We start from the raw sequence: 25,687 nt of genomic DNA, 5'->3' as shown, positions 1-25,687 counted from the left end.
TTCAAAAATGCTGTTTCAGTTCGTACAGGAAATTCAGCGCCTCGATGGGGGTCAGTGTTTCCACATCCAGGCCTTTCAGCTTCTCAATTACCTCGCTGGGCACCGACGGGCTGTTGTATTCTTCCAGCTTGTCGAAGTCCAGCTGCTCCACCTTATGCGCGTCCGGCGCGGTGGCCTCCAGCCGCCGCAGCACCTCTTTGGCCCGGCGGGTAACCTGGGCGGGCAGACCGGCCAGGCGGGCGACCTCAATACCGTAGCTGTCGTCGGCCGGGCCGCGCACGATCCGGCGCAGGAAGGTGATGTCCTCGCCGCGCTTCTTTACGGCGATGTTGTAGTTCTTGACCCCGTCCAGGGTATTCTCCAGATCGGTAAGCTCGTGGTAATGGGTGGCAAACAGGGTTTTGCAGCCCAGGCCCTTGGACGGGTCGGCGATGTGTTCCACCACCGCGCGGGCGATGCTCATGCCGTCAAAGGTGGAGGTGCCGCGGCCGATTTCGTCCAGAATGACCAGGCTGCGGGGGGTGGCATTCTGCAGAATCTCGGCCACCTCGGTCATCTCCACCATAAAGGTGGACTGCCCGGCGGCCAGGTCGTCCGACGCGCCCACGCGGGTGAAGATCGCGTCCACCACACCCACATGGCAGGATGCGGCCGGCACAAAGGAGCCGATCTGGGCCATCAGGGTAATCAGGGCGTTCTGCCGCATGTAGGTGGATTTGCCCGCCATGTTGGGGCCGGTGATAATGAGCATCCGGTTGTCCCCCTGATCCAGCAGGGTATCGTTGGGCACAAACAGCGCCCCTTTGAGCATCTGCTCAATCACCGGGTGGCGGCCCTCGGTGATATGGATCTCGGTGCCCTCGTCCACCTCCGGGCGGGTGTAGCGGTTTTCTACCGCGGTCTGCGCCAGGGAGGCCAGCACATCCAGCTGGGCCACCGCGTCCGCCGTGGCCTGGATGCGGGCCTGCTGCCCGGCGATCCGCTGGAGCAGTTCCTCAAACAGCTGCCGCTCCAGCACCAGAAGCCGCTCGTTGGCGCCCAGGATCTTGTTTTCCCAGTCTTTGAGTTCCGGGGTTATGTACCGCTCGGCGTTGGCCAGGGTCTGCTTGCGTACAAAGCTGGCCGGCACCTGGTCGGAGAAGCTCTTGCTGATCTCAATATAATAGCCGAACACCCGGTTGTACCCTACTTTCAGGGTGCGGATGCCGGTTTCTTCCTTGAGTTTGGCCTCCATCTGGGACAGATAGTCCCGCCCGCCGTGGACGATCTGCCGCAGTTCGTCCACCTCGGCGGAGTAGCCCGCGCGGATCACGCCGCCGTCCTTCAGAGTGGAGGGCACCTCTTCATCCAGCGCGGAGAACACATCGTCCCGGATATCCTCCAGCGGGTCGATCCGCGCCGCCATCTCGCTGAGCACCGGGCTGCCGCACCGGTCGGCCATCTCCCGGACAGCCGGAAGCTGGCAGCAGGTCTGGGCCAGGGCGTACACATCCCGGGGCGAGGCGGTGCCGTACACGCTGCGGGTGAGCAGGCGCTCCATGTCGAACACCCGATCCAGCGCGGCGCGCAGTTCATCCCGCTCCACACCGGCGTTCACCAGCGCCTGCACCGCGTCCAGGCGGCGGTTGATCATGGCGGCGTCCACCAGGGGGCGCTCCAGCCAGTCCCGCAAAAGGCGCTTGCCCATGGCGGTTTCGGTCTTGTCCAGTACCCAGAGCAGGGTGCCTTTCTTCTCCCGGCCGCGCATGGTTTCGGTCAGTTCCAGGTTCATGCGGGTGATGGGAGACAGCTGCATATACTGGGTCTCGGCATAGCTGTAGATGGTTTTGAGCCGCTCCACGCCCCGTTTCTGGGTACGCTGCATATACTGCAGCACCGCGGCCAGCGCGCCGGGCACATTGCCGCTGGGGTCAATGTGTTCCTGCGCGGCCCAGTCCTCGCCGAACTGGGTTTTGAGCAGCTCGTCCACCCGCTCCGGCTGGTAGTACTCATCTTCCATGAGTTCCACCGAACAGGTCATCCGCTGCTTGATATACTGGGTGACCTCTTTCAGATCCAGCACGGCCCCGTTGAACAAAATTTCGGTGGGAGAAAAGCGGCACAGTTCCGCAATGATGGTTTCGCCGGGCGCGATGTCCCGGATCTCGGTGGTATGGGCACAGCCGGTGGACACGTCCGCAAAGCACAGGCCCACCCGCTCCTTGGTGCGGTAGATGCTGCACAGGTAGTTGTTGCGGTCGTCCTTGAGCATGCTGTTCTCAATGACGGTGCCGGGGGTGATCACACGGATCACGTCCCGCTTGACCAGGCCCTTGGCCAGGGCGGGGTCCTCCATCTGCTCGCAGATGGCCACCTTGTACCCTTTGGCGATCAGGCGCGCCACGTAGCTTTCGTAGCTGTGGAACGGCACGCCGCACATGGGGGCGCGCTCTTCCTGCCCGCAGTCCCGGCCGGTCAGGGTCAGTTCCAGTTCCTTGGACGCGAGGATTGCGTCGTCGTAGAACATTTCGTAGAAGTCGCCCAGCCGGAAGAACAGAATCTCGTCCTTATGCTGTTTTTTCAGTTCAAAATACTGCGCCATCATGGGGGAAAGCGCCGCCATGCTCATTCACCGTCCTGATCGTTGGAGTAAAGCGGCGCGGCCGGCCCTCTGTTCGTGCCGCCGCGCCGTCTGTTCAGATGTTATCTATCAGCCGCAGCCGCCGCAGGTGGAGCAGCTGCCGGAGCAGCCGCCCTGGGGCTCTTCCACCAGCATCGGGTCGCCGCCGTTCATGGCGGTGTTGATGATCGCGTCAATGTGGCTGATCATCGCCTCGGCGCGGGTCTTGGCCTCGTTGTAGGCCACCATGCCCTCGCTGGCCATGATCTGGCTGTACAGGGTGTTCACCTTGGTGTTCAGCTCGGCCACACGGGCTTCATCCCGCTCCTCCTTGCTGATCTCGTTGTTCAGATCCATGCGGGCCAGGTTGAACTCGCCGATCATGTCCTGCAGTTCCTGGTTTTCGTCGTTGGCACGGCGGGCAGCGTCCAGCGCCAGATAGCGCTCGTCGGTCTGCAGGGCTACAGCGGCTCTCTTAAACATCTCAATTGCGTCCATGGTTTGAATCTCCTTATTTTTCATAGTTACGGCGCGGGGTGCGCTGGGAATGTATAGTGTGCTCAGGCCAGCTGCCCCTGCAGCATGGCACCCCGGGCGCCAGTCAGGGTAACGCGGGCATACTGCCCCAGCAGCGCCGGGTCGGCGGCAAATTCCACCACCAGGTTGTTGTCCAGACGGCCGTTCAGGCAGCCTTCGGTGCGCCCGTGGGATTCCACCAGCACGGTGACGGTGCTGCCCACCAGTTCGCTGACCAGCTTGTGGGAAATCTCATCATGCAGCGCCAGCAGGCGGGCCATCCGGTCGGTCTTTTCCTTGCGGGTGATCGGGTCCGGCATGGTGGCCGCCTTGGTGCCCTCCCGCCTGGAATAGATAAAGGTGAACAGCTGCATATAGCCGATCTCCCTGACCAGATCCAGCGTGGCCTGGAAGTCCTCCTCGGTTTCGCCGGGGAAGCCCACGATGATATCGCTGGATAGGGTCAGGCCGGGAATCTTCTCCTTGGCATAGCGGATCAGATCCCGGTACTGGCCGGCGGTATAATGCCGGTTCATCTGCTGCAGGATCCGGTCGCTGCCGGACTGCACCGGCAGGTGGATGTGGCGGCAGATCTGCGGATGGGCCGCAATGGTGTCGATCAGCTTATGGCTGGCATCCTTGGGATGGCTGGTCATGAAGCGGATCTGGTACTCGCCGGGTACCTGGCAAAGTTTTTCCAGCAGGTCGGAGAAATCGATCTGCTCCTCCAGGCCCTTGCCGTAGGAGTTTACGTTCTGGCCCAGCAGGGTGATCTCTTTATATCCCTGCTCCACCAGCTGACGGAATTCCGCCAGCACGTCCTCGCTGCGGCGGCTGCGTTCCCGGCCCCGCACATAGGGTACAATGCAATAGGTGCAGAAGTTGTCGCAGCCGTACATAATGGGCAGCCAGGCCCGGAAAGAGGAATCCCGCCGGATGGGCACCTGCTCCACCACGTCGAACCGCTCCACCGGGGTCTGCAGCAGGCGTCGGCCCCGCTGCAGCTTTTCCGCCAGCAGCGCGGGCAGAGTGTCGATGCCGTTGACACCGAACACCAGATCCACAAAGGGATAGCTCTTTTTCAGCTTTTCCACCACGGTGGGCTGCTGCGCCATGCAGCCGCACACCCCGATGATCAGCCGGGGATTGGCCTCTTTCAGGCTTTTCAGGGCCCCCACGTTGCCGAACACCCGGTCCTCCGCGTGCTCACGCACCGCGCAGGTATTGAACAGGATCAGATCCGCCTGTTCCACACTGTCGCACAGGCCGAAGCCAGCGTCCAGCAGCACGCCTTTGATCTTTTCCCCGTCGTTCACGTTCTGCTGGCAGCCGAACGACCGCACATAGGCCATGGGCGGGGTGTCGTAACAGGCAGCAATCTGCGCGGCTGCCCGTTCATCATGGGTAAAATTGATACGCTCCAAGGAATCACCTCTCTACCGGCCGCCCGGGCAGGCGGCCGTGCGCCGGCAATGCGGCGCCCGTCAAATACACCGTTTTAGTATACAACAAATTCAGATAAAGCACAAGACCCGCCCGGCAGGCTTATTTCGGCTGCGGGTCGGCAGGCTCCCGGTCCCGCTCCAGCAAGGGTTTCAGGTACTGGCCGGTATAGGAGCCCGGAGTCTGGGCCACCTGTTCCGGGGTGCCGCAGGCCACCACGCGGCCGCCCGCGCTGCCGCCCTCCGGGCCCAGGTCGATGATATAGTCGGCCCGCTTGATGATGTCCAGATTGTGCTCGATCACCACCACGGTGTTGCCCGCGTCGGTGAGCTTGTCCAGCACCTTGACCAGCTTGTGCACATCGGCCACATGCAGGCCGGTGGTGGGCTCGTCCAGGATATACACCGTACGGCCGGTCTCCCGCTTGCTCAGCTCCAGCGCCAGCTTGACCCGCTGGGCCTCGCCGCCGGACAGGGTGGTGGCGCTCTGCCCCAGCTGGATATAGCCCAGGCCCACGTCCAGCAGGGTTTTCAGCTTGCGGTGGATGCGGGGGATGTTGGCAAAGAAATTGCAGGCTTCCTCCACCGTCATGTTCAGCACATCGGCGATGGTCTTGTCCTTGTATTTGACCTCCAGGGTTTCCCGGTTGTAGCGGGCGCCTTTGCAGACCTCACAGGGCACAAAGATGTCCGGCAGAAAGTGCATTTCGATCTGCAGGATGCCGTCGCCCTCACAGGCTTCGCACCGGCCGCCCTTTACGTTGAAGCTGAACCGGCTGGGGCCGTAACCCCGCATCTTGGCGTCCTGCGTCTGGGCAAACACGTTGCGGATATCGGTGAACACGCCGGTATAGGTGGCCGGGTTGGAGCGGGGCGTGCGCCCGATGGGCGACTGGTCGATGCCGATGACCTTGTCCACAAATTCCAGGCCCTGGATCTCCTTATGACGGCCGGGACGGGTACGGGCGCCGTTCAGCTCGCTGGCCAGCTTTTTATACAGAATTTCGTTGATCAGGCTGGACTTGCCGCTGCCGGAGATACCGGTCACACAGGTCATGGTACCCAGCGGGATGTCCACCGTGACGTTCTGCAGGTTGTTTTCCCGCGCGCCCACGATCCGGATCTTGTTGCCGTTGCCCTTGCGCCGGGTGGCGGGCACGGTGATCCGCTTACGGCCGGACAGGTACGCGCCGGTGATGCTGCGGGGCTCGGCACAGATGTCCTCCACCGTGCCGGCCGCCACCACCTCGCCGCCGTGAACGCCCGCGCCGGGGCCGATGTCCACGATGAAATCCGCCTGGCGCATGGTATCCTCGTCGTGCTCCACCACCACCAGGGTATTGCCCAGATCCCGCAGGCGCTTCAGGGTGGCGATCAGCTTGTCGTTGTCCCGCTGGTGCAGGCCGATGCTGGGCTCGTCCAGTACGTACAGCACGCCGGTCAGGGCGCTGCCGATCTGGGTGGCCAGCCGGATACGCTGGCTCTCGCCGCCGGACAGGCTGGCTGCGCCCCGGGACAGGGTCAGGTATTCCAGGCCCACGTTCTGCAGAAAGCCCAGACGCTCCCGAATCTCTTTCAGGATGCCGTCGCCGATGCGGTGCTGCATCTCGGTGAGCTGGATATTATTCAGGAATTCCAGTTCCTCCCGCACGCTCATGTCGCAGAACTGGCTGATGGCAATGCCGCCCACCGTGACCGCCAGACTGGTGGGTTTGAGCCGGTGGCCGTGACAGTCGGGGCACTCCACCCCGTTCATGACGGTAGCGATCTCCTCTTTCATCCACTCGCTGCCGGTTTCCCGGAAGCGGCGTTCCAGGTTGTTGACGATGCCCTCAAAGTCGTTGAAGTACCGGCCGGAACCAAACTCGTTCTCCCGGTGCATCTCGATGCGCTCGCCCTTGGTGCCGTACAGGATGGCGTCCACCGCCTCCTTGCTCATCTCGCAGATGGGGGTGTCCAGGGTGAAGCCGTACCGTTTGCCCAGGCCCTCATAGTACATGGAACTTACCGAGCCGTCGGCATAGTACCAGCCGCTGGCCTTGATGGCCCCCTCCCGGATGGAGAGCTTTTTGTTGGGGATGATGAGTTCCGGATCCACCTTCATAAAGGTGCCCAGGCCGGTGCAGGTGGGGCAGGCGCCGAAGGGGTTGTTGAAGCTGAACATACGGGGGGTCAGCTCATCCACCGAGATGCCGTGCTCCGGGCAGGCGTAGTTCTGGCTGAATTGCATCTCTTCCCCGCCGATCACGTCCACCGTGGCCAGGCCGCCGGTCAGGTTCAGGGCCGTTTCCAGAGAATCCGCCAGACGGCTGCGCACCGAATCGTTCAGGGACAGCCGGTCCACCACGATCTCCACCGTGTGCTTTTTGTTCTTTTCCAGGCTGATCTCTTCCTCAAGGTCGTAGAGATTGCCGTCGATCCGCACACGGGCAAAGCCGCTGCGGCGGGCTGCCTCCAGTTCTTTCTGCTGGGTGCCCTTGCGGCCCCGCACCACCGGGGCCAGCACCTGGAACTTGGTGCCCTGGGGCAGGGCCAGCACCGTATCCACCATCTGGTCCACCGTCTGCTGGCTGATCTCCCGGCCGCAGACCGGGCAATGGGGAATGCCGATGCGGGCATACAAAAGGCGCAGATAGTCGTAGATCTCGGTCACCGTGCCCACCGTGGAACGGGGGTTGCGGCTGGTGGTTTTCTGGTCGATGGATACCGCCGGGGAAAGGCCCTGGATCTCATCCACGTCCGGCTTTTCCATCTGGCCCAGGAATTGCCGGGCATAGCTGGAGAGGCTTTCCATGTAGCGGCGCTGTCCGTCGGCGTAGATCGTATCGAACGCCAGGCTGGACTTGCCGCTGCCGGACAGGCCGGTCATTACCACCAGCTTGTCCCGGGGGATGGTCAGGTCGATATTTTTCAGATTGTGTTCCCGGGCGCCCCGGATGATGATTTTATCGTTGCTCAAGGTTGTGTTTACCCTCTTTTCTTTCGTTTGGGTGCCGCTGTGTCGTCTTTCGGGTTTTCGCCCCGGCGCAGCTTGTCGATGCGGTCACGCAGGAAGGCCGCGTGCTCGAACTCCAGCAGGCGGGCCGCCTCCTTCATCTCGCGGGTCAGGCGGGTGATCAGCTGCTCCCGCTCCGCCTTGCTCAGGCGGCGGGTGCCGCTTTTGGCATTTTCCGCCTTGTCGCTGATCTCGATGGTATCCCGGATGCTCTTGACGATGGTTTTGGGCACGATGCCGTGCTCCTGGTTGTAGGCCATCTGGATGGCGCGGCGGCGTTCGGTCTCGGTGATGGCCTGCTCCATGCTGGGGGTGACCTGGTCGGCGTACATGATGACCGTGCCCTCCGCGTTGCGGGCCGCCCGGCCGATGGTCTGGATCAGGCTGGTCTCGCTGCGCAGGAAACCTTCCTTGTCCGCGTCCAGAATTGCCACCAGGGATACCTCCGGCAGGTCCAGGCCCTCCCGCAGCAGGTTGATGCCCACGATCACGTCGATGGCCCCGCTGCGCAGGTCCTTGATCAGTTCCATACGCTCAAAGGTATCCACCTCGTGGTGCATATACTTGACCTTGACCCCCTGGTCGGTCAGGTAATCGGTCAGGTCCTCGGCCATCTTCTTGGTCAGGGTGGTCACCAGCACCCGCTCGTTTTTGTCGGTGCGCTGGCGGATCTCGCCCAGCAGGTCCTCGATCTGGCCCTCCACCGGCTTGACCACGATCACCGGATCCACCAGGCCGGTGGGACGGATGACCTGCTGGGCCACCCGGGTGCTGTGCTCTTTCTCATAGGGGCCGGGGGTGGCGCTGACAAAGACCATCTGGTTGAGTTTCTGTTCCACCTCCTCAAATTTGAGGGGGCGATTGTCAAAGGCGGAGGGCAGGCGGAAACCAAAATCCACCAGCGTCCGCTTGCGGGCGTAGTCGCCGCCGTACATGGCCCGCAGCTGGGGCAGCATCACGTGGCTCTCGTCCACAAACAGGAGAAAGTCCTCCGGGAAGTAGTCCAGCAGGGTGGTGGGAGTGGAGCCGGGCGCCCGGCCGGACAGCACCGCCGAGTAGTTCTCGATGCCCTTGCAGGTGCCTACCTCCTGCAGCATCTCCATATCGTAGTTGGTGCGCTGGGCGATGCGCTGGGCTTCGATCAGTTTGCCCTGCTCAGTAAAGGCGCGCACCTGGGCGTCCATCTCCTCCCGGATGCGGGCCAGGCCTGCCTGCATCTTCTCCTTGGAGACGATGTAATGGCTGGCCGGGAAAATGGCCACGTGCTTGACCACGTTTTTGCGCTCACCGGTGAGAGGGTTCATCTCACTGATGCGGTCGATCTCGTCGCCGAAGAACTCCACGCGGATGGCCACGTCGTTCATATAGGCCAGGTTGATCTCCACCACGTCGCCCCGGACGCGGAACTTATTGCGCACGAAGTTGATGTCGTTGCGCTCATACTGCAGGTCCACCAGGCGGCGGCAGAGCTCGTCCCGCTCCATCTGCATGCCGGGGCGCAGGCTGATCACCATGCTGCGGTAGTCAATGGGGTCGCCCAGGCTGTAGATGCAGGAAACGCTGGCCACGATGATCACGTCCCGCCGCTCGGACAGGGCCGCGGTGGCCGAATGGCGCAGCCGGTCAATCTCGTCGTTGATGGCGCTGTCCTTTTCGATATAGGTATCGGTGGACGGGATGTAGGCCTCCGGCTGGTAGTAGTCGTAGTAGGAGACAAAATATTCCACCGCGTTCTCGGGGAAGAACTCCCGGAACTCGGTGCAGAGCTGGGCCGCCAGGGTTTTGTTGTGGGCCAGCACCAGGGTCGGGCGGTTGACCCTCTCGATCACGTTGGCCATGGTAAAGGTCTTGCCGCTGCCGGTCACGCCCAGCAGCGTCTGGGCCTTGTCCCCTTCCAGGATGCCTTTTACCAGCGCGTCGATCGCCTGGGGCTGATCGCCGGTAGGCTGATAGGGCGCATGAAGTTTGAATTGATCCATTGCCAGAATCCTCCGGATTCAGTATGCCCGTGCGGCAGGCGATTTTCTCATCCGCCGCTGCTCACAAGAAATTCCATCTCCACCGAGCCGTTCCGCAGCCGGGGCAGCCGACCGGTGGCCCGCATAGAGAGATACCGGTCCTGCGCCACTATGATATGATCCAGCAGGGCAATGCCCACCACATCCAGCTGCTGCATCAGCTTGCCGGTGATGACCGCGTCATCCGCGGAGGGGACCTCGTATCCGCCGGGGTGGTTATGGGCCAGCACCACGGTGGTAGCGCCGCTGCGCAGGGCTTCGGCCACCGCTTTCTTGGTGTCCAGCTGGACCGAGTTGCTGACGCCTTCCGCCAGGCGAACCGCCCGCAGCAGACGAAACCGGTCGTCCAGCAGCAGTTCGTAGACAATCTCCATGTTCTGGCCGTGGAACAGCGGCAGCAGGTACTCCGCCTGTTTTTCCAGCGTTTCCAGCCCTGCCCGCTGGGCGCGGCTGCGCAGATAGCAGCGGTTGACCGGCAGATAGGTGGACAGAAGCCGGGCGCTGGCCGGGCCGATGCCCTCCACCTCCAGCAGCTGGTCGTAACTGGCGTCCAGCACCTGATGCAGACCGCCGAAATGGTCGATCAGCCGGTGGGCCAAGGGATTGGTATCCCGGCGGGGAATCACAAAAAAGAGCAGGTATTCCAGCAGTTCGTGATCGGCCAGGCTTTCCAGCCCGTAGGTCTGTACCCGCTGCTGCATCCGGGCCCGATGGTTTTCGTGAACATTGTGTTCTGCACCGGCTTTATCCCGCTGCGCCATCGGCCCATCCCCTCTCTGTGCTTTACATTGGCATCGTATAATTATATACTAAATAAAAACTCTTGAAAAGAGAAAGCGAGCTGCAAAATGAAAAGTTTTACCGCCGGGGCCAATGACGATCAGGTTCGGCTTTCCCGCTTTGTAGAGCGGGTGACGTCCGGGCTTCCCACCGGGCTGCTGTATAAAAGTTTCCGCAACAAACGCATCAAGGTAAACGGCAAAAAAGCCGCCCCGGACTACCGTCTGCAGCAGGGCGACGTAATTGAGCTGTATCTGAATGACGAGTTCTTCCCCGCCGCGCCCGCGCCCCGCCGCGCACCCAAACAGCCGCGGGTGCGCGTTCTGCTGGAAAACGAGGATCTGGCGGTGCTGTACAAGCCCACTCATCTGCTTTGCCACTCCGACCGGACGGGCGACCCGGATCTGGTGAGCGCCTTTCTGGCCTATCTGGGCGAAAAGGGCGAGTTTGTGCCGGACAAAGAGAACAGCTTTACCCCCTCCATCTGCAACCGGCTGGACCGGGGCACCGAGGGGCTTGTGATTGCCGCCAAGACCTATCCGGCCCTGCGGGATATGAACGCCATCATCCGGGAGGACCGGGTGCGCAAGGAATACCTGACCATTACGGTGGGTGCCCCGCCCAAGGGCCGCCATGAGGCATGGCTGTACCACAGCGAGAAGAACAACAAAGTCACGGTGCGCCCGCAGCCTGCCGAGGGATACAAAAAGATCATCACCGAGGTGGAAGTGCTGGAGCAGAACGGGCCGTTCGCGCTCTGCCGTATCGGGCTTGTGACGGGCCGCACCCACCAGATCCGGGCGCACCTGACTTTTCTGGGCGCGCCGGTGCTGGGAGACATCAAGTACGGAAACCGGAAGATGAACGAGCGCACCGGCTTCAAGACCCAGGCGCTGTGCGCCGTACGGCTGACCTTTGGCGAGATCCCGCCGGAGAACACCCTGCAGTATCTGGCCGGCAAAACCGTGGAACTGCCCGACCCGGAAATCGTCCGGCGTTTTCATGCGCTTGCCCGGGCCGGTAAAGACTGACCGGGCTTTCCGGGCAGTCCTGTCTCACCACCAGGCCAGCTGCCCGCCGCTGAAGCGGGGCATGGGGCGGTCTTCAACCCGGTCTTCCTTTGTAAGGCGGCCAATAAGCAGCGGAGAGTCCGGGTCATGGCAGGCTGCCTTGCCCCCGGTCCGGCCGCCTGCGTAACAGTACAGGCATCCGCCTTTGCAGCTATCATAGGCGCCGATGTCCACGCTTTCGGCGCAGCGGCAGGCAGGCCGCTGCCCTGCGGCGCGGGGTACGTCCCACCGTTCTCCACGCTGCGCCGAAAGCCGATCCGGATCAATGCAGCGCGCAGGAGCAATAGGCAGGTCCGTCAGTTCCTCCGCACAGCTGCAAAGCCGGATACCATACCCGGCGGCGATCCGGGCCAGGTCTTTGGCCAGGCACTGCATCTGTTGCCGGTCCGCCTGGCGCAGCCCTGTGCCGCTCATTCCGGCCAGGGTGTCCCGGTACAGGTCCAGGAAACTGATTACACAGGTGCGGGTACACCCCTGCAGGCAGGACGCCAACTTGCGGAAATACTTCCGATGGTAATCCGGCGTATAGTGCGCCGTGAAAAAGATCGGGTCGTATCGCCAGACCATGCGTTCAGGACCCAGCTGTTTTGCCAGCTGGTGAAAAGCCGGGAGCAGAACCTGCCCTTTGGAAGGGATCCCCGGTTCCACGTCCCGGCCATAGGCGTTCAGGGTAAACTGAAAATAGTAGGGATACGCCGCGAACACATCCAGATACGGCAGCAGCGGAACCGGATTCTTTGTCCAGAACACAATGCCGTCCACCGTCTGCGGGTTCAGCTGCAGCCGGTGCACACGGTTTGCCGCATAGGGGCTGCGCACCAGCACCTCCCCCGCCCGGAAACGGGCCGCCAGCCAGGCGGGGTAAAACGCAGGCAGGTCGGTGCGGCGGCTGGCACTGACGATCATTTTTCCGCCTGCTTTCCCTGGTCAGCGCCCCAGAAACGGGCTGTAAAGGCATCCGTGTCAATCGGTTTGCTGTAGTAGTACCCCTGCCCGAAATCGCAGCCCAGGGTGCGGATCAGTTCTTCGTTTTCCTGGGTTTCCACACCCTCTACCACTACGCAGATTCCCAGGCGTTTTGCCATCTGCACCACCTGCTCCATAATAATGCGGGAACGGATATTTCCCTGATTGACCACTTCCATAAGGAAGCCCCGGTCCAGTTTCAGTTCGTCAATGTGCAGACGGCTCAGCGTATTCAGCGAGGAATACCCGCTGCCGAAATCATCCATGGAGATGTGGAAGCCTATCTTCCGCAGCTGTTCAATGCGGGCGTTCAATTCTTCGGCGTTTTCCAGCGCCAGACCTTCCAGAATTTCCAGCGTGATCCAGTGGGCAGGGATATTGTATTGCTGAATGATCTGCTGCAGCTTCGGGATATAGTCCGCCTCGAAGAAAAGCAGTTTGGACTGGTTTACCGACAGCGGAACCGGCTCGATCCCCTGGTCCATCCAGGCACGCAGCTGCCGGCAGGCACAGTCCACCATATACAGATCCAGCGATACGCTGAATCCATTGGCTTCAAACAGTGGGATAAACTGGTCGGGATACAGCATCCGTCCATTGCCGGGCAGCCAGCGCACCAGCGCTTCGGCACCGCCCAGGCGACCGGTACGCAGATCGATCTTGGGCTGCAGATACATGCAAAATTCCCGGTCCTGCAAAGCCTGATGCATATGGCTTTGCACATAGTTGTCTATTTCTTCTTTTTTGTGAAGTTCCGCGTCGTAGATCCACACGGTGCTGAGGTTTGCATTTTTGGCACGCTCCAGCGCAAAAAGCGCCCGGGTCATCGCGCCGTTGATATCCTGCGGGGCAGCGGCGCACTCCGCCGCGGAGAGCATTCCGCAGTACATCATCACCCGATAGTCACTGCTGTGGTTTACCAGGGCGGTGCGGCAGATCTCCTCCACGATCTGATTCAGCCGCTCTGCCACCTGACCGGCGTCCGTGCCCCGCAGAACCGCAAAGAAACGGTCCGCGTTATCGCGGCAGCAGAATTCCTCCGGGAGAAGATGGCCGGACAGCTGCTGGTGAATATGGCACAGCAGGCGGTCCGCCCGCTCACGGCCGAAAATCTCATTGATAAACTTGAACTGATGCACATTCAGTGCCACCACGTTGACATCGCCGGACTGGGGCATCGTCTCGGTCAGCCGCAGCATAAAGCTGCGCAGATTGTCCCCGCCGGTGAGCGGATCCTGAAATGCCATGGCGTGCAGTTCCTGGTTGCTGTGCCGGGTCAGCCGGTACCCATAGGTCAGGAGAATCACCATAAGCAGCAGCGCGCCCGCAAAGGTAACCGCAATCACCATGACGATCCGGTAAATACCGCTGCTTTCCTGCATGCTGTTGACGCAAAGCATATACCAGTTGTTTATCCCAACCGGCTGCAGAAGCGCCTGATAGCTGTGCCCCTTATAGCGGAAAGAAGTATAAATGGTTTCCTGGGCGGCCAGTGCCGCCTGAACCCGTTCTGCCTCCTCGTCGGAAAAGTACGGGCCCTCAAAAATGGTTTCAATATCCTCCTGCACAATGGCATTCTGTGACCGGATCAGGAACCGGCCCTCCGTGTTGATCATATGGATATGCCCGTTTCCGCCCAGCACTGTATCGCCGCTGAGAATGTCGCTGAAAATTTCCAGCTGATCACTGGCGATCAGGGAACCCACCACCTGACCGTTTTTCTCCACCGGAATCCCATATACAAAAATCTTTTCCCGGGTCAGTTCGCTTTCAAACAGGTAAGACAGCACCGTTTCCCCGTTCCATGTCCGGTACACCACGTCCTGAACCTCCGGCTGCATATCGGTTACCTGCACACTGGTGCGCACCGGATCGCCCAGGATTGCCACTATACCCGTATTGTCCACCGGAAAATAGGCCATTGTTACGAAATCGTTGCGCAGGCTGGACTCGTCCAGGATCCGGGCAAAATTGTCTGCCTGTTCCACATCGCTGAATTCCAGAAAGCTGGACATGGTGGTAAGGATTTGGAAATCCGAACTGATCTGCTTGTTCAGCCTGCTTTTATATTCCTCCGTCTCCGCGCGCATCTGGCTGTTGGTGACCTCCACCATGGAGTTCACAAGAAAAGCCGCCACCCCAATGCCTACAGCCAAGAGAAGCAGCACTGCTATCAAAATTATGCCGGCCACATGGCGCAGACGGGCTTGTATCTGGTTTTCTTCCATCGGGTTGTCCCCCTCTCTGCTTGCCGGACAACAGCCGGAGCCTCTTTGCTGTAATGATAGCATATCAAATCTGAATCTGCAAACGTTCCCTCTGGTGTGTTCCGCATTTCCGGGATATACTATAACCATATTCATTCTCTATAAGGAGGCAGCATGTATGTGTACTAGTCTGGCAGCCCGGTCCGCCGGCCCGCTGTTTGGCCGCAACCTGGATCTGGGGTACTCGTTCGGCGAGCAGGTGGTCATTACGCCGCGCAGGTATCCGTTCCCCTTCCGGCTGCGGGAACCGCTTCCCCAGCATTATGCCCTGATCGGCATGGCCACCGTAGCCAACAACTATCCCCTCTATGCGGAGGCCATGAACGAAAAAGGCCTGTACATGGCCGGGCTGAACTTTCCCGGGAACGCGTACTATCCCCCGGCCGAGGACGGAGACACCCAGGCGGTAACCCCCTACGAGCTGATCCCTCTGATTCTGGGACGCTGCGCCGATCTGGCACAGGCGCGGCAGATACTGGAAGGGCTGCGCCTGGCCGCGATCCCCTTTGCACCGGGTTACCCTCTGGCGCCGCTGCACTGGCATATCGCTGATGCTTCCGGCTGCCTGGTTATGGAAGCTACCCGGGACGGCATTCATCTGTATGAGGATCCCGCCGGCGTGCTGACCAACAACCCGCCGTATCCGCTTCAGCTGGCCAACCTGAACAATTATATGCATCTGTCCGCCCGGTCGCCGGAAAACCGGTTCGCGCCCGGCCTGGATCTGCATACCGTGGGCCAGGGCATGGGAGCCATCGGGCTGCCGGGCGACTGGTCGCCCCAGTCCCGCTTTGTCCGCGCCTGCTTTTTGAAGGAGAACGCCCTGTGGGGCGATGCCCCCGAAGAGGCTGTGGGTGAATTCTTCCATATTCTGGACGGGGTTGCCATGGTGCGCGGCAGCGTAATTACGCCGGAGGGCAAACCGGATATTACCACCTATTCCTGCTGTATTGACGCATCCACCGGCATATACTATTACAAAACCTACGGCAACAACCAGATCAGCGCCGTACACCTGCACGGGGCGGATCTGGAGGGTGAGCAGCTGTCCTGCTTCCCGCTGATTGCCGGTCAGCAGATCTGCCACGTCAACGCAGAGAGCTGAGAATTTTTTATGGTAGGGGGCCTGCGCCTTGTTTCAGTTTTTCTGGGTTCGCACCGCATCGGTCTGGCTGGCTGCGCTGTATATGGTATTCGGTATTCTGCTGCTGCTCTTTCCCGGTGAAAGCGGCACGGTATTTATCTGGATGCTTGCTGCCGGTTCAGCGCTGTACGGGCTGGGGCATCTGTTCCGCTATGCAAAAGGGCGCAAAGCGGGGCAGTCTTTGCCCGGGGATCTGTTTTCAGGCGTTCTGACACTGGCATTCGCTCTCTTTGCCATGCTATGGCCTCATGTAATTCTGTCATTTCTGCCGCTGGTACTGGGCGCGCTGCTGTTGCTGGACGGGCTCGGCAAACTTCCCCTTGCCATTGATGCGCTGCGCTACCAGCAGCAGGCGCGTGTTCCTTTGGCTGTTTCCAGCTTTCTGCCGCTGGCTCTGGGGCTGCTCATTCTGATTCGCCCCTTTCAGACGGCCCAGCTGGTGATCCGGGTATTCGGTATTGCGCTGCTGCTGGACGGCGTCAGCGATCTGGCCGCCTGTCTGACGGAACGGCGCAGCCGCTAAGATTTCCGGTTTTGCCGGAACTTATTCAACAGGAAAACGGCGGACAGCCGCGGGAATCACTCCCCGGCTGCCCGCCGTTTTTTATTGCTGTTTTCCGCCCGCACCGTTTTTGTCTCAGGCGGGCAGCGTAACGGTGAAACGGATGGTTTCCTGTTCGCTTTGTGCCTCTATAGAGCCGCCGTGCGCCTCCACAATTTCCCGGGCAATGGCCAGGCCCAGGCCGGCATTTCCGGTATCGGTGCCCCGGGAGGAATCCAGCCGGAAAAACTGGTCAAACATCCGTTTCAGCTTTTCCGCCGGAATCGTTCTGCCGGCGTTCTGGAAAGTCAGCACCACAGCCCCTTCGCGCTGCTGGGCCCGAATCTGCACGGTGGAAGCCGGATAGGCATAATGTGCGGCGTTGTTGAGCAGGTTATCGAACACACGCGCCATCTTGTCCGGGTCGCAGACAACGGTAAGCGTTTGGGGAAGGTCCAGCGTGCAGCGCATTTTCTTCTGGCGCAGGGTCGGTTCAAATTCGCTGACGATCTGTTCCAGCATCCGTTTCAGGTCCACGCTCTGCAGCTCCAGTTCCAGGTGGGTCAGGCTGAACCGGGTAATGTCAAAGAATTCATTCACCAGATCTTCCAGCCGCAGCGCCTTTTCCAGAGCCACGCCGGTATACCGGGCGCGCATCGCCGGGGAAAGTTCCGGTTCATCCTGCAGCAGGGTCAGGTACCCGATCACACTGGTGAGGGGCGTTTTCAGGTCGTGGGCCAGGTAGACCACCAGGTCGTTTTTCCGCTGTTCCGCATCCCGGGCGGCCTGGATATTGCGCAGCGCCTGTTCCCGCACCAGGTTCAAGCGGTTTTCCGCATTTTTCATGGACTCCGGCAGTCGGATGGGGGTATCACCGGGATGGGCCAGCGCGGCGGTGCTTACCATAAGCAGTTCCATATCCCGTATCGGGCGGGCAATATAGAAATAGCTGATCACGGCCCAGCCAGCCAGCAGCAGCACGCAAAAGACTATTTCCACATTGCTTCTGACAAAATGCAGCACTTCATACAGGGCGCCCGGCTGCAAAACAAATGTGTTGTCCAGGATAACGCCGCTGGCCAGCACCAGCAGCAGGATCGCGGCCCAGGCACACAGGTACCCCAGATAATGCAGCCAGGCTTTCAGCGCCCGGTTGCGGCAGGTTTTAATTTTTTCGGAAAAGCTTTGCTCACTCAATGGTATACCCCACTCCCCAGACGGTCTTGATGAATTTCGGTTTGCGGCTGGGCTCGTGCATCTTCTCCCGCAGGCGGGCGATATGACTCATAACGGTATTGTTGCTGTCCATATACTTTTCGCCCCACACCGCTTCGAACAGCTCCTCGCTGGAAACCACCTGCCCCTGGCGGCTGCACAGATACCAAAGAATAGAGAATTCCAGCGGGGTGAGCGACAGTTCCTCCCCAAACAGGGTGCATTTGTGGGAGGCGCGGGAAATCTGCAGCCCGCGGATATCGTACTCCTGCACCGGGCCGCTGCCGCCCGGATTATACCGGGTATACCGGCGCAGCTGGGTTTTCACCCGGGCCACCAGTTCCAGCGGGTTGAAAGGCTTGGTGATATAGTCGTCCGCCCCCAGGGTCAGACCGGTGATCTTGTCCATGTCCTCCACCCGGGCCGTGAGCATCAGAATCGGGAAAAGATGTTGTTCCCGGATGCGGCGGCACAACGCAAACCCGTCCATATCCGGCAGCATCACATCCAGGATTGCCAGATCCAGCGGGTGGTTCTGCACACAATCCAGCGCCTGCGCAGCATTCAGGCATTTGTGCACAGTAAAGCCCTCGTTTGTCAGATACAGCTCCACCAGATCCGCAATTGCCTTTTCGTCGTCAACAACCAAAATATCCATGTGTTCCTCTGTTGTTCTTATTAAAAAAGAGTATCGGTCAGCTTCACTATATCACACCAACGGGGGAATTTCCACACAAAAACGCGGCGGGATTTTGCCTCTTCCCGCCGCGTTTTTCTCTTGTCTGGCTTACAGGATCCCCAGATGTTCAACCAGAATCCGTAGACCCATCAGAACCAGCACCGCACCGCCCAGCAGTTCGGCCCGCTTTTTGCCGCGCATCCCTACCACGCCGCCGGCACGCACGCCGATGGCCGACAGAATAAAGGTGGTCACGCCAATCAGGCATACGGCCTGCAGGATGGGTACCCCCAGGAATGCAAAGGTAATGCCCACGGTGAGCGCGTCAATGCTGGTGGCCACCGCCATCGGCAGCATAGCCCGCCAGCCAAAGGAGGCCTCTACCTTTTCTTCCCCGCCGGTCAGCGCCTCTCGGATCATGTTCGCGCCGATCAGCCCCAACAATACAAAGGCGATCCAGTGGTCCAGATGGGTGATCAGGCTCTGAAACCGCACGCCCAGCAGCCAGCCCAGAAGCGGCATCAGCGCCTGAAAGCCGCCAAACCAGGCACCGGCGGTCAGCGAGTGGCGCAGGTTGACCCGCCCGGCGGACAGACCTTTACACACCGATACAGCGAATGCGTCCATGGACAGCCCCACGGCAACCAAAAACAGTTCTGCTAAACCCATTTGTATGCTCCCTTCATTGGGCGTTTTGGGCAACAAAAAACGAGACCTATTTGCGGTATGCAAATAAGTCTCGTCATGAAAAACAAAGCCAGAGGCACGGCCCCAGTATGTTGACCTTGTTACGCCAAAGCGCCGACTACTCCCTTAGTTCCCGAACATGGTATCACAGCTTGCGGGGCTTGTCAAGCAGCAAACGAAAAATGCGCGGAAAAGGCCGTGAAATCCCTTGCCAAAGTATTGACAAAGGCTTGTCCGCTTTGCTATTGTAAAGTTAACAAAGGTGTTTTTGGCCGTGCCGGCCCATACATTGCGGCCTGTGCGGCCGGCCCTTGAAAATCCGGAGGAGGTGCCTGCCATGGAAGTGCGTTATTTCAAGGAGCCCAGCCGGTTTTTGAACCGGGATATGGAGTTCAAGGTCTACGGGCAGGGCGGCCAGCCCTGTATCGCGTTCCCCTGTGAGTGCGGGCGTTTTTACGATTTTGAGAACAACGGGATGGTTCAGGCTGTGGCGCCTCTCCTGGAAGAAGGACGCTTGCTGCTGATCACGGTGGACAGCATCGACCGGGAAAGCTGGAACGGCGAAGGGCCTGCCCGGCCCCGCATTGAGATGCAGGAACGCTGGCACAACTATATTTGCGAAGAAATCATTCCCCGGGCACTGCAACTCTCCGCCTGGAACGGCCGGGTCCTGACCGCGGGCTGCAGCCTGGGCGCACTGCATGCGGTAAACCTGTACCTGCGCCGCCCCGATCTGGTGCGGGGCGCCATCGGGCTGTCCGGCATCTACAGTGCCGCCTATTTCTTTGACGGCTACATGGATGATCTGGTATACCGCAACAGTCCCATGGACTACATGGCCAACATGCCCGCGGATCATTCCTATATTCCCCTGCTGCGGGATCAGGGCAAGCTGATCCTGTGTGCCGGGCAGGGCGCTTTTGAAAACGACGCGCTGGCCAGCACCCAGGAACTCACCCATATTCTGCGGAACCTGGGCGTGAATGTCTGGAAGGACATCTGGGGCACCGATGTGGTGCATGACTGGCCCTGGTGGTGCAAGCAGCTGCCCTATTTCCTGCGCAATCTGCTGGATACCGGCAACTGACCACTTTGCCAATAACTTTAAAGGCCCGCCGCGCGCTGTGCGCAGCGGGCCTTTGCTCTTTCCTGCCCGATATGCTATACTGACAACGACAACCAAATGCTTCCCGTACGGCACGGGAAAATACAGACAGGTGGGAACAGGATGCAATACGGTTTTATCAAGGCGGCAGCTGTCTCCCCCGCGCTGCGGGTGGCGGACTGCGCATTCAACGCACAGGAACTGATCCGGGCTTTGCAGGATGCGCACGAGCAGGGCATTCAGCTGCTCTGTACCCCGGAACTGGGAATCACCAGTTATACCTGCGGCGATCTGTTTTTGCAGGAGCCTCTGCTGCAGGGGGCCAAGCAGGCGCTGCGCCGGATCGTACAGGCCAGCGCCGGGCTGGATCCGGTGCTGCTGGTAGGTCTGCCCCTGCTGGTGGAACAGAAATTATACAACTGTGCGGCGGTGGTGCATGACGGCGCTGTGCTGGGTTTTGTGCCCAAAACCCATCTGCCCAATTACGCCGAGTTTTACGAACTGCGGCACTTTACCCCCGCCCCGGCGGAAACCGTGACGGTGGCGTTTGAGGGGCAGCCGGTACCGTTTGGCACAAAGCTGCTGTTCCGCTGCCGTCAGCTGCCGCAGTTCTGCCTGGCGGTGGAACTGTGCGAGGATTTATGGGCCCCTGTTCCGCCCAGCATCGGGCATGCGCTGGCGGGCGCTACCGTGATTGCCAACCTGTCGGCCAGCAACGAGACGGTCGGCAAGGCTGAATACCGCCGCCAGCTGGTAACCGGGCAGTCGGCCCGGCTGCTTTGCGGGTATCTGTACGCCGATGCGGGTTATGGTGAATCCACCACCGACATGGTTTTTGCCGCCCATAACCTGGTTGCGGAAAACGGTTCCCTGCTGGCGGAGTGCGGGCCTTTTGGCACCGGATACGTCTCCACCGAACTGGATGTGCAGCGGCTGGCGGCGGAACGGCAGCGGAACACCTCCTTCTCCCCTGCCGGGCACGACCGGTATCTGGAAATCCCATTTGACCTGACGATGCGGGAAGTTCCCCTTACCCGGCCGGTGAATCCCATGCCCTTTGTGCCCTCTGATGAAGCAGGCCGCGCCAGGCGGTGTGAATTGATCCTGAACATTCAGAGCCAGGGCCTGGCCAAGCGCCTGGAGCACGCCCATGCGAACTGCGCGGTAATCGGTATTTCCGGCGGTTTGGACAGCTGCCTTGCCCTGCTGGTTGCTGTGCGGGCGTTCCGCCTGCTGGGGCGTGACCCGGCCGGCGTACAGGCTGTGACCATGCCCTGCTTCGGCACCACCCGGCGCACCCGTTCCAACGCGGAAGTTCTCTGCCGGGAGCTGGGGGTAAGTTTTCAGGAAGTGAACATTGCCGCCACGGTACAGAGCCACTTTGCCGACATCGGGCATGATCCCTCGGTGCTGGACATTACGTTTGAGAACGCGCAGGCCCGGGTACGCACCCTGGAACTGATGGATCTGGCCAACCAGCAGGGCGGCCTGGTGATCGGCACCGGCGATCTGAGCGAGCTGGCGCTGGGCTGGGCCACCTACAACGGCGACCACATGAGCATGTACGGCGTAAACGCCGGGATCCCCAAAACGCTGGTACGGCATCTGGTGGCCTATGAGGCTGCCCGGGCGGAGAGCGAAGAGCTCCGCCGCGTGCTGCTGGATATTCTGGACACCCCGGTAAGCCCGGAACTGCTGCCCGCTGACGAGAACGGGCAGATTGCCCAGCAGACTGAACAGCTGGTAGGCCCCTATGAGCTGCACGATTTTTACCTCTATCATGTGCTGCGATTCGGCTTTGGCCCTGCCAAGATCCTGCATCTGGCCCGTGCCGCTTTTGCCGGGCGGTACAGCGATGCGGTGCTTCTGCACTGGCTGGAGAACTTCTACCGCCGTTTCTTTGTGCAGCAGTTCAAGCGCAGCTGTTTGCCGGACGGCCCCAAGGTAGGGTCGGCGGCGCTGTCTCCCCGGGGCGACTGGCGGATGCCCAGCGATGCCTGCAGCACCCTTTGGCTGGCCGAGCTGGAACAGCTTCGGAACGGCAACGGAGAAGCCTCTGCCCGGCAGCGCGTAAATTGAATCCCCTATACAAAACGGATGCGGAAAGCCCGGTTGGCTTGCCGCGTCCGTTTTTGTTTTGCCGCATCCAAAAGCAGCCGTTTGTAAAACGCCCGGTCCCGTGTATATTTCGCTGCATTTACAGGTTGACATTTGTTTACCTGTTCTGTTACAATGCAAGTAAGGTAATCAATTGTCTACCAAAGGAGGCAGGATATGGACGTAATTCGATTGTCCGACAGCGAGTGGCTGTTGATGAACGCGCTTTGGGACCACTCTCCCCGTACCATTACCCAGCTGGTGGAGCAGCTGCGGGAGGATACCGGCTGGAGCAAACACACGGTAATCACCATGCTGTCCCGCCTGGAGGCGAAAGGCGCTGTCCGGCACGAGGAAGGCGAACGGGCCAAACAGTTCTACCCCATTCTGGACCGGACCGCCACCCAACGGCAGGAAACCCGCAGTTTTCTTTCCCGCCTGTATGGCGGCAGTTTGAAGCTGATGGTGAATACACTGGTGGGCGACACCCGCCTGTCCGATGAGGATCTGGCCGCGCTGGACGCCCTGCTGAAAAAAGCGGAGGAGGAACAGCCATGATCGCTTCGGTTTCGGAACTTCTTGTCACCTCGTCGGTATTGATTCTGGCTTTGCTGGTGCTTCGGCAGCTGCTGCGTGGCCGGATCAGCCGCCGCCTTCAGTACAGCCTGTGGGGGTTGGCGGCGCTTCGGCTGCTGCTTCCCTTCTCCCTGCCCGCAGGCAGCAGTGTGATGAATCTTTCCAGTGCCCGCCGTGTAGAGGCCGTCATTACCGGGCAGACCGTCCGGGTGCAGGCCGGCGGCATAGCAGTTCCCGGGCCTGCGGCCGCCGGAACCGGCGCAGCTGCTGCTTCTGAAGGGGTTTCCGTTCTGCCAGTACTGTGGCTGGCAGGCGTTCTGGCCGCAGCGGTATGGTTTCTCTTTGTGAATCTCCGGTTCGCCCGCCAGCTGCGCGCGGCACGCCGTCCGATGGCCGCCGATTGTTCTCTGCCGGTCTACCGTGTCAGCGGGCTCAGTTCGCCCTGTCTGTTCGGGCTGCTGCGGCCGGCGGTATACGTTCCCACGGAAGTAACCGGTGACCCTGCCATGCTGCGGCACATTCTGGTGCATGAAGAGTCCCACTGGAGGCAGCGGGACCACATCTGGGCGCTGGTGCGGGCAGTCTGTCTGTGCCTGTACTGGTTTGATCCGCTGGTGTGGGCAGCAGCGGCGGCTTCCCGGGAAGACTGCGAGCGCGCCTGCGACGAACGGGCTGTCCGGGTACTGGGTGAGCCGGAGCGGATTGCCTACGGGCACACGCTGGTCGCAGTGGTCCGGCGGATGCGCGGGCCGGTCTACCCGGGCTGCACCGCTACCACCATGAGCGCCGGACGGAACAGCCTGCAGCGGCGCATTGCGCTGATCGTTTCCGGCACCCGTACCCGCATCTGGGCGGCGGCGGCCCTGGCGGTCTGCGCGGCAGTGCTGATCGGATGTACCTTTACCGGCCGAAAGGCCGACCCGCAGCAGGCCCTGGATGAACTGGAAAACAGCATTGCCTTTGACGGAACCGCCATTACCTTTACCCTGCCGGAAAGCTACACACCCGCCAGCGACTGGAACATTCTGGTCTATGGTCAGGCCGCTATGGGCACGGACAACATGAGTGTGCATTTTCTGGAACAGGAAAACGCGGATCGCAGTTGGCAGGCCGGCCAGACCTATTCCATTGCTCTGGGGGAAACAACCTATCGCAGCCTGCAGATGGACGCGTATCTGCCCGGTGACGAGGATCCAAGCCTGACGGTGGATCTGCTTGCCAAGGCCGGCATCGAGCCGGCGGCAGCCCTCAGCACCTACTATGTGACCTTCGGCAGTGAGACGGAGGATTCAGCTTTCGACCTGCGGCTGATGCTGCCCGAGGGGTGGGAGGTTCGCTCCAGGCTGGAGGAAGGGGTATACAATATGCCCAACAGCCCCACCGTCTCCTTCGCCAGCCTGCTCTCCCCCATGGATATCTACAACGGAGACGTGCTGGTGGGCATCCTGAAATACGGCCGATACACCCCCTATACCGAAGAACCCGTGCCGCCGGAGGATGAGTATAAAACCGTTTACACGGAACTGCGGCTTTCCAGCGTTGATATCTGGAACCCGTACACGGCGGTAAGCCGGTACGACCAGGGCGAAAGCGGTATTGCGGACGTTATTTATAAGGACAGTGCCTATATGGAAGCCCATCCGGAGGAAAACATGGCATCCGTACCGGAACTTGAAACCAAGGGCCTGCTCTGCTTTAACCGGGAACTGGAAGTCTACATCGCGCTTCGCTTTGAACCGGATCAGGTACCCGACGAGGATACTCTGAATCTGATTGCCGGCAGCCTGCAGATCGGCCCTGTCGGAACACTGTAAACCGGAAGAAGCCCCGCACCGGAACGGCGCGGGGCTTCTTTGTGCCAAGTTTATTTGCTTTCGGCAGCGGCTTTGGCAGCCTTTTTCTCCGCGGCAGCGGCCATGATGTTGGCCACGATGGAGCCGGAGATATTATGCCATACGCTGAACAGGGCGCCGGGCACAGTGGCCAGAGCCAGGTCCGGGAAGACGGTGCCGGCCAGACTGGTGGCCAGACCGCTGTTCTGCATGCCCACTTCGATGGATACAGCGTTGCACTTGGGATCGCTCATCTTCAGCAACTTGCCCACGCCATAGCCCAGGGCATAGCCAAGCAGATTGTGCAGGATCACGACGGTCAGGATCAGGATGCCGTTGGCAAACAGCTTTTCGGCATTGGGGGCCACCACAGCACCCACGATGGTCACGATCGCCACCACCGAGATCAGCGGCAGGATCTCCACAACGGCCTGGGTAAACTTGCCGAACAGCTTGTTGATGATGAAGCCCAGCGCGATGGGGATGATCACGATCTTTACGATGCTCATGAACATGTCCATCATGTTGACGGTGACGGTCTCATGGGCATACAGATAGGTCAGGGCCGGGGTCAGGAACGGAGCCAGAACGGTGGAGCAGGCGGTCATGCCTACGCTCAGGGCCACATCACCCTTGGCCAGGAAGGTCATCACGTTGGAGGAAGTGCCGCCCGGGCAGGTACCCACCAGAATGACGCCCACCGCCAGTTCCGGGCCCAGGGCAAAGACCTTGGTCAGCAGGAATGCCAGCAGCGGCATGATGACGAACTGCGCGGCACAGCCGACCAGCACGTCCTTGGGACGGGAGAACACGACCTTAAAGTCGTCCAGCTTCAGGGTCAGGCCCATGCCGAACATGACCACCATCAGCAGGTTGTTCACCGTAACAATGCGGGTGACCACATTGTAATCCTTGCCCACCCACAAAAAGCTCTCGGGTACGAAGAAAGCAATAACAGCCACGACCAGCACAATAATGGCCATGTATTTGCCCGCAAATTTGCTTACTTTCCTCAACGCTTCCATGTTCATTTCTCCTCTCAGTTTGCCGCTCGGCGGCTATATCCTGAACCGAGTCCGCGGCCCGGCGTCAGCCTGATCCCACACAGGCAAACAAAAAAGCCTTTGCCTCCTGCGCATGCAAGAGACAAAGGCTTGT

The 25,687-nt window shown here is 60.5% G+C and carries 19 protein-coding genes and 1 other annotated feature (1 of these 20 cut by a window edge); of the genes, 7 read left to right on the top strand and 12 right to left on the bottom strand.

The features are described from left to right. Position 1: 1 nt before the first annotated feature. The 6 genes from mutS to B5E65_RS01550 all read right to left on the bottom strand — a co-directional run bounded on the left by mutS (position 2) and on the right by B5E65_RS01550 (position 10,331). Complete coding sequence (gene mutS / locus B5E65_RS01575) at positions 2 to 2,602, bottom strand: DNA mismatch repair protein MutS (protein WP_087170064.1); 2,601 nt, start codon at positions 2,600 to 2,602, stop codon at positions 2 to 4. Positions 2,603 to 2,689: 87 nt separating this feature from the next. Continuing rightward, positions 2,690 to 3,097, bottom strand: coding sequence for a YlbF/YmcA family competence regulator (locus B5E65_RS01570; RefSeq protein WP_087170023.1), 408 nt, complete (start codon positions 3,095 to 3,097; stop codon positions 2,690 to 2,692). Between the two features lie 62 nt (positions 3,098 to 3,159). Further along, positions 3,160 to 4,539: a tRNA (N6-isopentenyl adenosine(37)-C2)-methylthiotransferase MiaB gene (miaB, locus tag B5E65_RS01565; protein WP_087170022.1), complete on the bottom strand. Its 1,380-nt coding sequence runs from the start codon at positions 4,537 to 4,539 to the stop codon at positions 3,160 to 3,162. A gap of 121 nt (positions 4,540 to 4,660) precedes the next feature. Beyond that, on the bottom strand, positions 4,661 to 7,516 hold the full coding sequence (gene uvrA, locus B5E65_RS01560; protein WP_087170021.1) for an excinuclease ABC subunit UvrA: 2,856 nt from the start codon (positions 7,514 to 7,516) through the stop codon (positions 4,661 to 4,663). A gap of 8 nt (positions 7,517 to 7,524) precedes the next feature. Continuing rightward, entirely contained in the window at positions 7,525 to 9,531 is a 2,007-nt protein-coding gene (gene uvrB, locus B5E65_RS01555; RefSeq protein ID WP_087170020.1) for an excinuclease ABC subunit UvrB, read from the bottom strand. Between the two features lie 47 nt (positions 9,532 to 9,578). After that, positions 9,579 to 10,331, bottom strand: coding sequence for a JAB domain-containing protein (locus tag B5E65_RS01550; protein WP_087170019.1), 753 nt, complete (start codon positions 10,329 to 10,331; stop codon positions 9,579 to 9,581). An 87-nt stretch (positions 10,332 to 10,418) separates the two neighbouring features. Here B5E65_RS01550 and B5E65_RS01545 point away from each other — a divergent pair, with 87 nt between their 5' ends. Continuing rightward, entirely contained in the window at positions 10,419 to 11,381 is a 963-nt protein-coding gene (locus B5E65_RS01545; protein ID WP_087170018.1) for an RluA family pseudouridine synthase, read from the top strand. A gap of 24 nt (positions 11,382 to 11,405) precedes the next feature. Here B5E65_RS01545 and B5E65_RS01540 read toward each other — a convergent pair whose 3' ends face one another. Both B5E65_RS01540 and B5E65_RS01535 read right to left on the bottom strand, forming a co-directional pair. Next, positions 11,406 to 12,326: a DUF1848 domain-containing protein gene (locus B5E65_RS01540; RefSeq protein WP_087170017.1), complete on the bottom strand. Its 921-nt coding sequence runs from the start codon at positions 12,324 to 12,326 to the stop codon at positions 11,406 to 11,408. After that, positions 12,323 to 14,614 (bottom strand): bifunctional diguanylate cyclase/phosphodiesterase, encoded by a 2,292-nt coding sequence (locus B5E65_RS01535; RefSeq protein WP_158098482.1) that lies wholly within the window; start codon positions 14,612 to 14,614, stop codon positions 12,323 to 12,325. The genes B5E65_RS01540 and B5E65_RS01535 overlap by 4 nt, the downstream gene beginning before the upstream one ends. Before the next feature lie 157 nt (positions 14,615 to 14,771). On the opposite strand from B5E65_RS01535, the gene bsh reads away from it, so the two are divergent. Continuing rightward, the gene (gene bsh, locus B5E65_RS01530) at positions 14,772 to 15,758 is read left to right on the top strand and encodes a choloylglycine hydrolase (RefSeq protein ID WP_087170015.1); all 987 of its coding nucleotides are present in this window, start codon (positions 14,772 to 14,774) and stop codon (positions 15,756 to 15,758) included. Between the two features lie 28 nt (positions 15,759 to 15,786). Next, positions 15,787 to 16,320, top strand: a complete 534-nt coding sequence (locus B5E65_RS01525) for a DUF308 domain-containing protein (protein ID WP_087170014.1) — start codon at positions 15,787 to 15,789, stop codon at positions 16,318 to 16,320. A 114-nt stretch (positions 16,321 to 16,434) separates the two neighbouring features. On the opposite strand, the gene B5E65_RS01520 is transcribed toward B5E65_RS01525, so the two are convergent. From B5E65_RS01520 to B5E65_RS01510, 3 genes are all read right to left on the bottom strand, one after another. After that, positions 16,435 to 17,535 (bottom strand): sensor histidine kinase, encoded by a 1,101-nt coding sequence (locus tag B5E65_RS01520; RefSeq protein ID WP_087170013.1) that lies wholly within the window; start codon positions 17,533 to 17,535, stop codon positions 16,435 to 16,437. Further along, entirely contained in the window at positions 17,528 to 18,211 is a 684-nt protein-coding gene (gene vanR, locus B5E65_RS01515) for a VanR-ABDEGLN family response regulator transcription factor (RefSeq protein WP_087170012.1), read from the bottom strand. Before vanR ends, B5E65_RS01520 begins: the two co-directional genes overlap by 8 nt. A 129-nt stretch (positions 18,212 to 18,340) precedes the next feature. Beyond that, positions 18,341 to 18,907 carry a manganese efflux pump MntP gene (locus tag B5E65_RS01510; RefSeq protein ID WP_430672982.1) on the bottom strand — a complete coding sequence of 189 codons (567 nt, stop codon included), beginning with the start codon at positions 18,905 to 18,907 and terminating at the stop codon, positions 18,341 to 18,343. A 349-nt stretch (positions 18,908 to 19,256) separates the two neighbouring features. Here B5E65_RS01510 and B5E65_RS01505 point away from each other — a divergent pair, with 349 nt between their 5' ends. The 4 genes from B5E65_RS01505 (at position 19,257) to B5E65_RS01490 (ending at position 24,511) form a co-directional block, all read left to right on the top strand. Then, positions 19,257 to 20,006: an esterase family protein gene (locus B5E65_RS01505; protein ID WP_087170063.1), complete on the top strand. Its 750-nt coding sequence runs from the start codon at positions 19,257 to 19,259 to the stop codon at positions 20,004 to 20,006. A gap of 141 nt (positions 20,007 to 20,147) precedes the next feature. After that, positions 20,148 to 22,103 carry an NAD(+) synthase gene (locus tag B5E65_RS01500; RefSeq protein ID WP_087170010.1) on the top strand — a complete coding sequence of 652 codons (1,956 nt, stop codon included), beginning with the start codon at positions 20,148 to 20,150 and terminating at the stop codon, positions 22,101 to 22,103. Positions 22,104 to 22,298: 195 nt separating this feature from the next. Then, positions 22,299 to 22,679, top strand: coding sequence for a BlaI/MecI/CopY family transcriptional regulator (locus tag B5E65_RS01495; RefSeq protein ID WP_087170009.1), 381 nt, complete (start codon positions 22,299 to 22,301; stop codon positions 22,677 to 22,679). Continuing rightward, a complete protein-coding gene (locus B5E65_RS01490) occupies positions 22,676 to 24,511 on the top strand; it encodes a M56 family metallopeptidase (protein WP_087170008.1) in 1,836 nt (611 codons plus the stop codon). The genes B5E65_RS01495 and B5E65_RS01490 overlap by 4 nt, the downstream gene beginning before the upstream one ends. A 50-nt stretch (positions 24,512 to 24,561) precedes the next feature. Here the strand turns inward: B5E65_RS01490 and B5E65_RS01485 are convergent, their stop codons facing one another. Then, positions 24,562 to 25,554, bottom strand: a complete 993-nt coding sequence (locus B5E65_RS01485) for a bile acid:sodium symporter family protein (protein ID WP_087170007.1) — start codon at positions 25,552 to 25,554, stop codon at positions 24,562 to 24,564. Positions 25,555 to 25,668: 114 nt separating this feature from the next. Continuing rightward, positions 25,669 to 25,687: a binding site (T-box leader), on the bottom strand; it runs 259 nt beyond the window's last position.

Origin of the sequence: Gemmiger sp. An120, from assembly GCF_002160955.1 — a bacterium.
Taxonomy (GTDB): domain Bacteria; phylum Bacillota; class Clostridia; order Oscillospirales; family Ruminococcaceae; genus Gemmiger_A; species Gemmiger_A avium.
Note: the sequence above shows the minus strand (reverse complement) of the source record. Positions and strands in the feature narration are given on the sequence as shown.

What these genes read in the sequence shown, in the direction of transcription:
- mutS (WP_087170064.1), bottom strand. Translation starts at nt 2,602, where the DNA reads ATGGCGGCGCTTTCCCCCATGATGGCGCAGTATTTTGAACTGAAAAAA.
- B5E65_RS01570 (WP_087170023.1), bottom strand. Translation starts at nt 3,097, where the DNA reads ATGGACGCAATTGAGATGTTTAAGAGAGCCGCTGTAGCCCTGCAGACC.
- uvrB (WP_087170020.1), bottom strand. Translation starts at nt 9,531, where the DNA reads ATGGATCAATTCAAACTTCATGCGCCCTATCAGCCTACCGGCGATCAG.
- B5E65_RS01550 (WP_087170019.1), bottom strand. Translation starts at nt 10,331, where the DNA reads ATGGCGCAGCGGGATAAAGCCGGTGCAGAACACAATGTTCACGAAAAC.
- B5E65_RS01545 (WP_087170018.1), top strand. Translation starts at nt 10,419, where the DNA reads ATGAAAAGTTTTACCGCCGGGGCCAATGACGATCAGGTTCGGCTTTCC.
- B5E65_RS01540 (WP_087170017.1), bottom strand. Translation starts at nt 12,326, where the DNA reads ATGATCGTCAGTGCCAGCCGCCGCACCGACCTGCCTGCGTTTTACCCC.
- B5E65_RS01535 (WP_158098482.1), bottom strand. Translation starts at nt 14,614, where the DNA reads ATGGAAGAAAACCAGATACAAGCCCGTCTGCGCCATGTGGCCGGCATA.
- bsh (WP_087170015.1), top strand. Translation starts at nt 14,772, where the DNA reads ATGTGTACTAGTCTGGCAGCCCGGTCCGCCGGCCCGCTGTTTGGCCGC.
- vanR (WP_087170012.1), bottom strand. Translation starts at nt 18,211, where the DNA reads ATGGATATTTTGGTTGTTGACGACGAAAAGGCAATTGCGGATCTGGTG.
- B5E65_RS01505 (WP_087170063.1), top strand. Translation starts at nt 19,257, where the DNA reads ATGGAAGTGCGTTATTTCAAGGAGCCCAGCCGGTTTTTGAACCGGGAT.
- B5E65_RS01500 (WP_087170010.1), top strand. Translation starts at nt 20,148, where the DNA reads ATGCAATACGGTTTTATCAAGGCGGCAGCTGTCTCCCCCGCGCTGCGG.
- B5E65_RS01495 (WP_087170009.1), top strand. Translation starts at nt 22,299, where the DNA reads ATGGACGTAATTCGATTGTCCGACAGCGAGTGGCTGTTGATGAACGCG.
- B5E65_RS01490 (WP_087170008.1), top strand. Translation starts at nt 22,676, where the DNA reads ATGATCGCTTCGGTTTCGGAACTTCTTGTCACCTCGTCGGTATTGATT.
- B5E65_RS01485 (WP_087170007.1), bottom strand. Translation starts at nt 25,554, where the DNA reads ATGGAAGCGTTGAGGAAAGTAAGCAAATTTGCGGGCAAATACATGGCC.